Origin of the sequence: Synechococcus sp. R55.2, assembly GCF_047462075.1 — a bacterium.
GTDB lineage: Bacteria > Cyanobacteriota > Cyanobacteriia > Thermostichales > Thermostichaceae > Thermostichus.
Window position 1 is genome coordinate 1 of record NZ_JANSIH010000160.1, and the last position, 6,826, is coordinate 6,826.

A 6,826-nucleotide genomic window follows, 5' to 3' on the forward strand; every position below is an offset into this window, starting at 1 on the left:
CGCGGGCAGCGCAGCTAGCGGCGCGGATCGTGGGCTCGGAGATGTGGATCCGAGACAGCTCGATCTCGATCCCCACTGCGCCCGCCCACTCTTCCCCTCTGCCCAGCCAGGACAGCAGCCGCTTTGCAGACCTGGAGCCGGGATCTCTGGTGGCCCGTTCGGTGGGATACCTAGATCGGTTGGGAGTTTTTGCCGATATCCCCGGCAGCGAATTTCAGCCGCAGCGCAGCGTTCGTCGCGGAGAGTTTGCCCGTTGGCTGGTGTTGGCCAACAACGCCATCCACGCCGATGAGCCCAGCCGGCAAATCCGCCTGGGATCCCCCTCGGAACGCCCCCTCTTTTTGGATGTGCCGGAAGAGGATCCCAACTTTCGCTACATTCAAGCCCTGGGAGCTGCCGGCATAATTGCCGGAGATGCCAATCGAGAGTTTCGCCCCAACAGCCTGCTGTCGCGGGCAGAGTTGATCCGCATGAAGGTGCCTCTGGACTTACCTCCCGGCCAGATCAAGGGATCCCGAGCGGAGCTGGAGGAGCGCTGGGGGTTCACCGATGCGGCGCAAATTCCTCCTGAAGCCATTCCTGCTCTGGTAGCGGATCGCAGCCTAGAGAATGCCTCCACCGTGCTGCGCACCTTTGGCCCCATCCGCACCTTCAACCCCTTCGAGCCGGTTAGCCGCGGGGAAGCCGCCATCGCCCTGTCGGCTTTTGGGGAACGAACGGCCCAAGACGCCATACCCCAGCCGCCAGCCTTGCCAGACCCAACCCCTGAGCCTCAGCCTTCTCCCCCTGCCGCAGAACCGGAGCAGACGGCTTCTCCCGAGCCGGATCCCAACCCTGCCTCTCCCTCGAATGCCGTTGATAAGCCCTCTGCGCCGGCCCGCCCCCGTTCCTCGGAAGTTGCCCCAGGGGAGGGCAGGATCGTTACCCCACGCCAAACCCAACCCTGAGGTGAGAGGGATCCCATTGGCGTATGCTGTTGGGCTCTGTCAGCAGATAGAACGCCTCAGAACCCCAGCAGGGATCCCTGCTACGGCTCTTACAAGGAGCAAAAGGAGCCATAACAATAAAAACTATCCCTAACTCCCTCCGGGAGAGGGGCTGTACAGCGCAGAGGACTTCCGCCCCCATTCCCCAGGCGGCTCTAGCTCTTGCCAGTCCCCTGAGCGCCCCTCTGCTGGGGAAAACCCTTGCCGCCCATAGCCTATAGAATGGGGGAAGCCAGCCTTGGAAAACCTGCAGGGATCCCAACTGTGTCCGCCATTGTTCCTGAAATCCGTTCTGCCGATCTGCTGCGCTACACCGTGATTGGGTCGCGGCGGCCCAGCGTGTACTTTTGGGCGGTGGCGCTGACGGGGGGAGGGCTGGGCTTTACCTTGGCCGGCCTTTCCAGCTATCTCCACCGCAATTTGCTCCCCTTTTCCGATCCCGCCAGCCTGGTGTTTATTCCCCAGGGCATTGCCATGCTCTTTTACGGGGTGCTCGGATCCCTGGCGGGGCTATACCAGTGGCTGAGTTTGTATTGGAACTTGGGAGGCGGCTACAACGAGTTCGACCGGCGCACGCAAAAGATAACGCTGGTGCGCCAGGGCTTTCCGGGCAAAAACCGTGAAGTCCGCCTGGAGTATGACTTTGCCGATGTGCAAAGCTTACGGGTGGAGCTGAGAGAGGGGCTTAACCCCCGCCGAGCCATCTACTTGCGGGTGAAAGGACGTGGCGACATCCCCCTCACCGGCGTTGGGCAGCCGCCTTCTTTGGCCGAGATTGAAAACCAAGCCGCCGAGATTGCCCGCTTTCTTAATGTCAGCCTAGAGGGTATTTGATTCCCTGCGGTGCCATTGCTTTGACCCCGCCCTGCTGGTCGCTTGAGCGAGACGGAATCCCATCCTTGGGCAACAGTGAAACCATTGAGGGGGATCCAGAACTGTGGAGTCGAATAGAGAGTTGTCGAGATTGTTTTCAATGTAGCGGGATCTCTTCGAGGAATGATCTACCCTTGATGCCAGCGCAGTTGTTGCCTGGGAGAAGCCTGTGATGGCCAACCTGAACCCCTTCATTCCCCTACAGGCCAAGAAGCTGGGGTCTATTCTGTTTCGCCTCTGGCTAACTCTTCTGCTCTCATTGGGCTTGGCCTTGCTCACGCTGCTGCTGACCTCCCATTCCGCCCATGCTGCTCGCGGGCCCCTGTATCGCTTGGGCCGCCCAGAGGGGGCGGTCTCGATTGTGGCCTGGGCAGGCTATATCGAACGGGGAGAAACGGATCCCGCCTATGACTGGGTGACCGAGTTTGAGAAAGAAACCGGCTGCCAAGTCAGCGTTAAGGTGGCGGCAACCTCCGATGAGATGGTAGCCCTGATGAATGAGGGCGGCTTTGATCTGGTGACGGCCTCCGGCGATGCCACCCTACGCCTGATCAAAGGGGAACGGGTACAGCAGATTAACCCCCGCCTGATCCCCAGTTGGGAGACCATCGACCCGCGCCTGCGGGATGCTCCCTGGCATACCGTGGATGGCAAGCATTACGGCGTGCCCTATCAATGGGGATCCAACGTGTTGATGTACAACACAAAGGTTTTCCCGGAACCCCCCACCAGTTGGGATGTGGTGTTTGAAGAAAAAATCCTGCCAGACGGCAAATCCAACAAGGGCCGCATCCAAGCCTACGATGGCTCCATCTACATTGCCGATGCCGCCCTCTACCTGAAGGCCCACCGCCCAGAATTGGGCATCACGGATCCCTACGAGCTGACCCGCGAACAGTTCAATGCTGCTCTAGCTCTATTGCGACAGCAGCGGCAACTGGTTGGACGCTACTGGCACGATGCGGCGGTGCAGGTGGATGACTTTGTCAACGAAGGGGTAGTGGCCTCCAGCTCTTGGCCCTTCCAGGTCAATCTGTTGCGATCCGAAGGTCAACCTGTCGCCAGTGTGATACCGGAAGAGGGAGCTACCGGCTGGGCGGATACCACCATGCTCAGTGCCACTGCCAAACACCCCAACTGTGCCTACCTGTGGATGGAACATTCTCTGAACCCGAAGGTGCAAGGGGATTTGGCGGCTTGGTTTGGGTCGGTGCCGGTGGTGCCCGCCGCTTGTCAGGCCAGCGAGCTGCTGGGGCCAGAGGGATGCAAGACCAATGGCATCGACAATTTTGAGCGCATCTTCTTCTGGAAAACTCCTGTGGCCGATTGTGGTGATGGTCGTATGGATTGCGTGCCCTACTACGAATGGGTGACCAACTACATCGCTGTGATCGGTGGGCGCTAATAGGCCGACCTTGAAGGGATCCCGGATCCCTCTGGGGAGACAGACCCTCGGCCCTGAGGAGCTAGCCCCACGCGCTGCCCAGCACTGCTTTCCAAAACTTCGAGGCAGAGAGAATCCCAAAAACTATGCTTCGCCAGTCTGAGCAGACGCACCCAGGGATCCCTCGACTGCCACCTGAAGTCTTGCCGACTCTGGAAGGAAGGCTTGTGCGGCTGGGAACCCCAAAAACGGGCTACGCTCCACTGCCTGAACAGAGAGGGTAAACAGTGGATTGGAGAGGATCCCGGCAAAGATGGTAGCCACCAAAGTGAACACCAAGCCCACCCGCAGAGCCTGCATGCCTTCCGCCTGCCAGTTGGTCTCAGGGTAATTTTGCACTGAAACCGACATCTCTTGCGGCTCTTTCACCACAATGGTTTTCACCACCCGCACGTAGTAGTAGATGGAGATGACGCTGGTGACCAACCCCACCAACACTAGGGTATAGGCCCCTGCCTGCCAACCGGCCCAGAACAGGTACAACTTGCCGAAGAAGCCTGCCAGAGGGGGCAACCCACCCAACGAAAGCAGACAAATGCTCAAGCAAAGGGTGAGGAAGGGATCCTTTTGGTAGAGGCCGCTGTACTCGCTAATTTCATCGGTGCCGGTCTTCAGGCTGAACAGGGTGATGCACAAAAAGGCCCCCAGGTTCATGGCCAAATAGACCATCAAGTAAAAGATCAAGCTGGCATAGCCTGCCTCGGTGCCCGCCACCAAGCCAATCAAAACGAAGCCCGCCTGTCCAATGGAAGAATAGGCCAGCAGCCGTTTGAGGCGGGTTTGGGCAATGGCCACCACATTCCCCAGCACCATGGTCAAAATGGCCAGCACCGAGAGCACCGCCCGCCACTCTTCCGTCATGGCCGGAAATACGGTGGCCAGAAAGCGCACCGCCAAGGCAAAGCCTGCTGCTTTGGATCCCACCGACAAAAAGGCCACCACCGGCGTTGGGGATCCCTCGTAGACATCAGGAGTCCACTGGTGGAAGGGCACCGCCGCCAACTTAAACCCGATACCACCAATGCAGAGGACCAAAGCGATGATCCCTGCCAAACCGGCATCCCCCATGGATGAGGCGATGGCTTCCAGCTTCGTTTGCCCGCCCGAAAGGCCATAGAGTAGGGACATGCCGTAGAGGAAAATGGCCGTGCTGCTGGCCCCGATCAAGAGATATTTCAGGGCTGCCTCGGAAGAACGCGGATCCCGCTTGGTATAGCCGGCCATCAGGTAGCTGGCGATGCCCAGCGTTTCTAAAGATACAAACACTAGGATCAAGTCCGTCGCCCCGGAGAGGAACATGCCCCCCAAGGTGGCCGTGAGCAGCAACACATAAAACTCGCCTGTGGGGGCTCCCGACTGGGCGATGTAGCGCTCTGCCATCATCACGGTCAGCACCGCCGTCCCCACCACCAGGCCACGGAAGAGAATGCTGACGGGATCCGCTGCAAAGCTGCCCAAGAAGCTCTCCAACTGGGGCTGCTGCCACTGCAACACCAAGGTCACCAAGGCCCCGATCAAGCCAAAGATGGAGAGGGCCGGAAGACTTTTGCGTGCCGCCGACCCGCCGATTAAATCCACCACCAAGACGAGCAAGAGGGTGAGGGTAACCACCACTTCCGGCCAAATGGCACCGGCATACAGGTTTCCGGTTGGGGCAAAGACATCCATAGGAGAAGACTATGAAGAGAGATTAAGGGGATCCACAGCCAGCATACCGCGATTTCTGGTCTCTCTCCCCGCTTCAGGCATCTCTTCTCCCAATCGTCTCCATCAGCGCTCTCAATCTACAGGCTCAGTAGAGCTTGGCGCTGGAGGTGAGCACCAACTTCAGGCGGGCGTGGATCAGATCCAAGTCCGCCAGCCCCAGGTCGATCTCCCCATCGATGACGATGCCGGTGTGGATCAGCCGATCCAACAGTTCCAGCACGGATCCCTCGCGGTGGGGTTGTCCGGGGTAGTAGTCCCCCTGGCGGGGCAGGAGGGTGCCCAGATCTCCGAGATCCAGGTTTAAATCCGCTGGGTCGATCTCCAACAGGCTGCAGATGTGTCGAATTTGCTCCCGCAAGGCTTGTAGGCTGCTGCCGGCCCGCTCAATCTGCTCTGCAGAAAGGCGCTCGGCCTCCATTTGCCGCACCACCTGCGCCTCCATCAACTGCCGCAACAGCTCCACCAAGGTCAGCACCAGAGAGGCCAAACCGGCTTCCGGGCGTTTCCGGCCAGGGGTGGGCCGAGCCTGGCTCAAGTCTTCCGAGCTGGCGGGACTGATAGAAAAGCGCGGCGGGGGAGAAGGGGCAATCCAACGGTCAAAGGGCTGGCAAAGCTGTTCCAGGCTGAGCAAATGGAGACGGGGATCCCGAGCGGCCTCTTCCCTTTCCTCTGGTAGGTTGTAGCCCCAGTCGGCCAAAAACAAGAGAACCTGCTCCAGCTCCGGCACCCTCTGCACCTGGCGCAGCGTTTGCAGGCGATCCTCCACAAACCACAGCTCCTCAGCCGGCAGTTGGGCGGCAGCCAGTAGCCGCTGTAAAGTGGTGGCCTTGGGGGCGCGCACCTCCTTGCCCAGAATGCGGTGGCGTGGCAGTTGGATCCCTGCTCGGCCCAAGAGCTGCTGGATGAACCGTCCCTCTTTGGTGCTGAGGATGGCCAAGCGCGGCTCCCCTGCAGCCTGAACCTGGCGTAGCCAAGCCGCCACCCCCGGATAAAAGCGGTGTAGCCCCAGCCACCCCTGCAGATCCTCTTTAATCCAACGATCCCGCACCCGATCCAACGCTTGGATTAGAGAGAGGGCAGGGATCCCTGACTGCTGCAACAACTGCTGACGCCAGCCCGGCCAGTCTTGGCGCAAGTCCTCCTCCCGGATCCCTTCCTGTAGCCCCCACAACAACAGAGGCATCTCCCAGCCGGTCTCGATCAGCGGGCGCAGACGGTCAAAAGCAGGACGCAGCGGCTCTAGCTGAGCAGGAGCCAAGCCCCACACCTGAGCACAAACGCGGCAGGAAGAGGCAAAATACTCCGCCCGCCCATCGCAGAGCACACCATCAAAATCCAGAACCAGAATGCGGGGGGACATTCGCCGGGGCCTAGCGAACTCCATACCTGAGTCCCCCTGAGGGCAAGTTGCAAAAATGGGGCCAGAGGCCAAGTTAATTCAACCAAACTGTTCCACCGGAGTGGCCCAACCTAATTGGATTCCAAGATGCGAACCGACTTGATCTCCACCGGTTTCAGGGGGCGATCCTGAGGGCCGGTGGGCGCCGTTGCAATTTTATCCAACACATCCTCTCCCTCGATCAATTGCCCAAAGATCGTGTAGTTGGGCGGCAGCGGGTAGTCGGCATGCATGATGAAGAACTGGCTGCCATTGGTGTTGGGGCCAGCATTGGCCATCGCCAAAGTGCCGCGGCTGTAGGGACGTTGCACCGGCTCATCGGGAAAGCGGTACCCCGGCCCCCCCCCCCCCGGGCCCCGGGGGTGCCCGCCGTGGGTCATGGAGCCCCGAATCCCGCGGGGCAATATGATTGCAACG

The 6,826-nt window shown here is 60.0% G+C and carries 6 protein-coding genes; 3 read left to right on the forward strand and 3 right to left on the reverse strand.

Annotation, left to right across the window (positions count from 1 at the left end; all coding sequences use genetic code 11):
* From NW838_RS05630 to NW838_RS05640, 3 genes are all read left to right on the forward strand, one after another.
* Positions 1 to 947 (forward strand): S-layer homology domain-containing protein (locus NW838_RS05630; protein WP_414427669.1); only part of this gene is annotated, 947 nt, incomplete at its 5' end.
* A 303-nt stretch (positions 948 to 1,250) separates the two neighbouring features.
* A complete protein-coding gene (locus NW838_RS05635) occupies positions 1,251 to 1,820 on the forward strand; it encodes a photosystem I assembly protein Ycf4 (RefSeq protein WP_414357899.1) in 570 nt (189 codons plus the stop codon).
* A 211-nt stretch (positions 1,821 to 2,031) separates the two neighbouring features.
* A complete protein-coding gene (locus NW838_RS05640; RefSeq protein ID WP_414356713.1) occupies positions 2,032 to 3,264 on the forward strand; it encodes an ABC transporter substrate-binding protein in 1,233 nt (410 codons plus the stop codon).
* Between the two features lie 123 nt (positions 3,265 to 3,387).
* Here the strand turns inward: NW838_RS05640 and NW838_RS05645 are convergent, their stop codons facing one another.
* The 3 genes from NW838_RS05645 to NW838_RS05655 all read right to left on the reverse strand — a co-directional run.
* Positions 3,388 to 4,971, reverse strand: a complete 1,584-nt coding sequence (locus tag NW838_RS05645; protein WP_414356711.1) for an NAD(P)H-quinone oxidoreductase subunit N — start codon at positions 4,969 to 4,971, stop codon at positions 3,388 to 3,390.
* Between the two features lie 124 nt (positions 4,972 to 5,095).
* Entirely contained in the window at positions 5,096 to 6,370 is a 1,275-nt protein-coding gene (gene gvpJ / locus NW838_RS05650; RefSeq protein WP_414356710.1) for a gas vesicle protein GvpJ, read from the reverse strand.
* A 110-nt stretch (positions 6,371 to 6,480) separates the two neighbouring features.
* Positions 6,481 to 6,826 (reverse strand): peptidylprolyl isomerase (locus NW838_RS05655; RefSeq protein WP_414427670.1); only part of this gene is annotated, 346 nt, incomplete at its 5' end.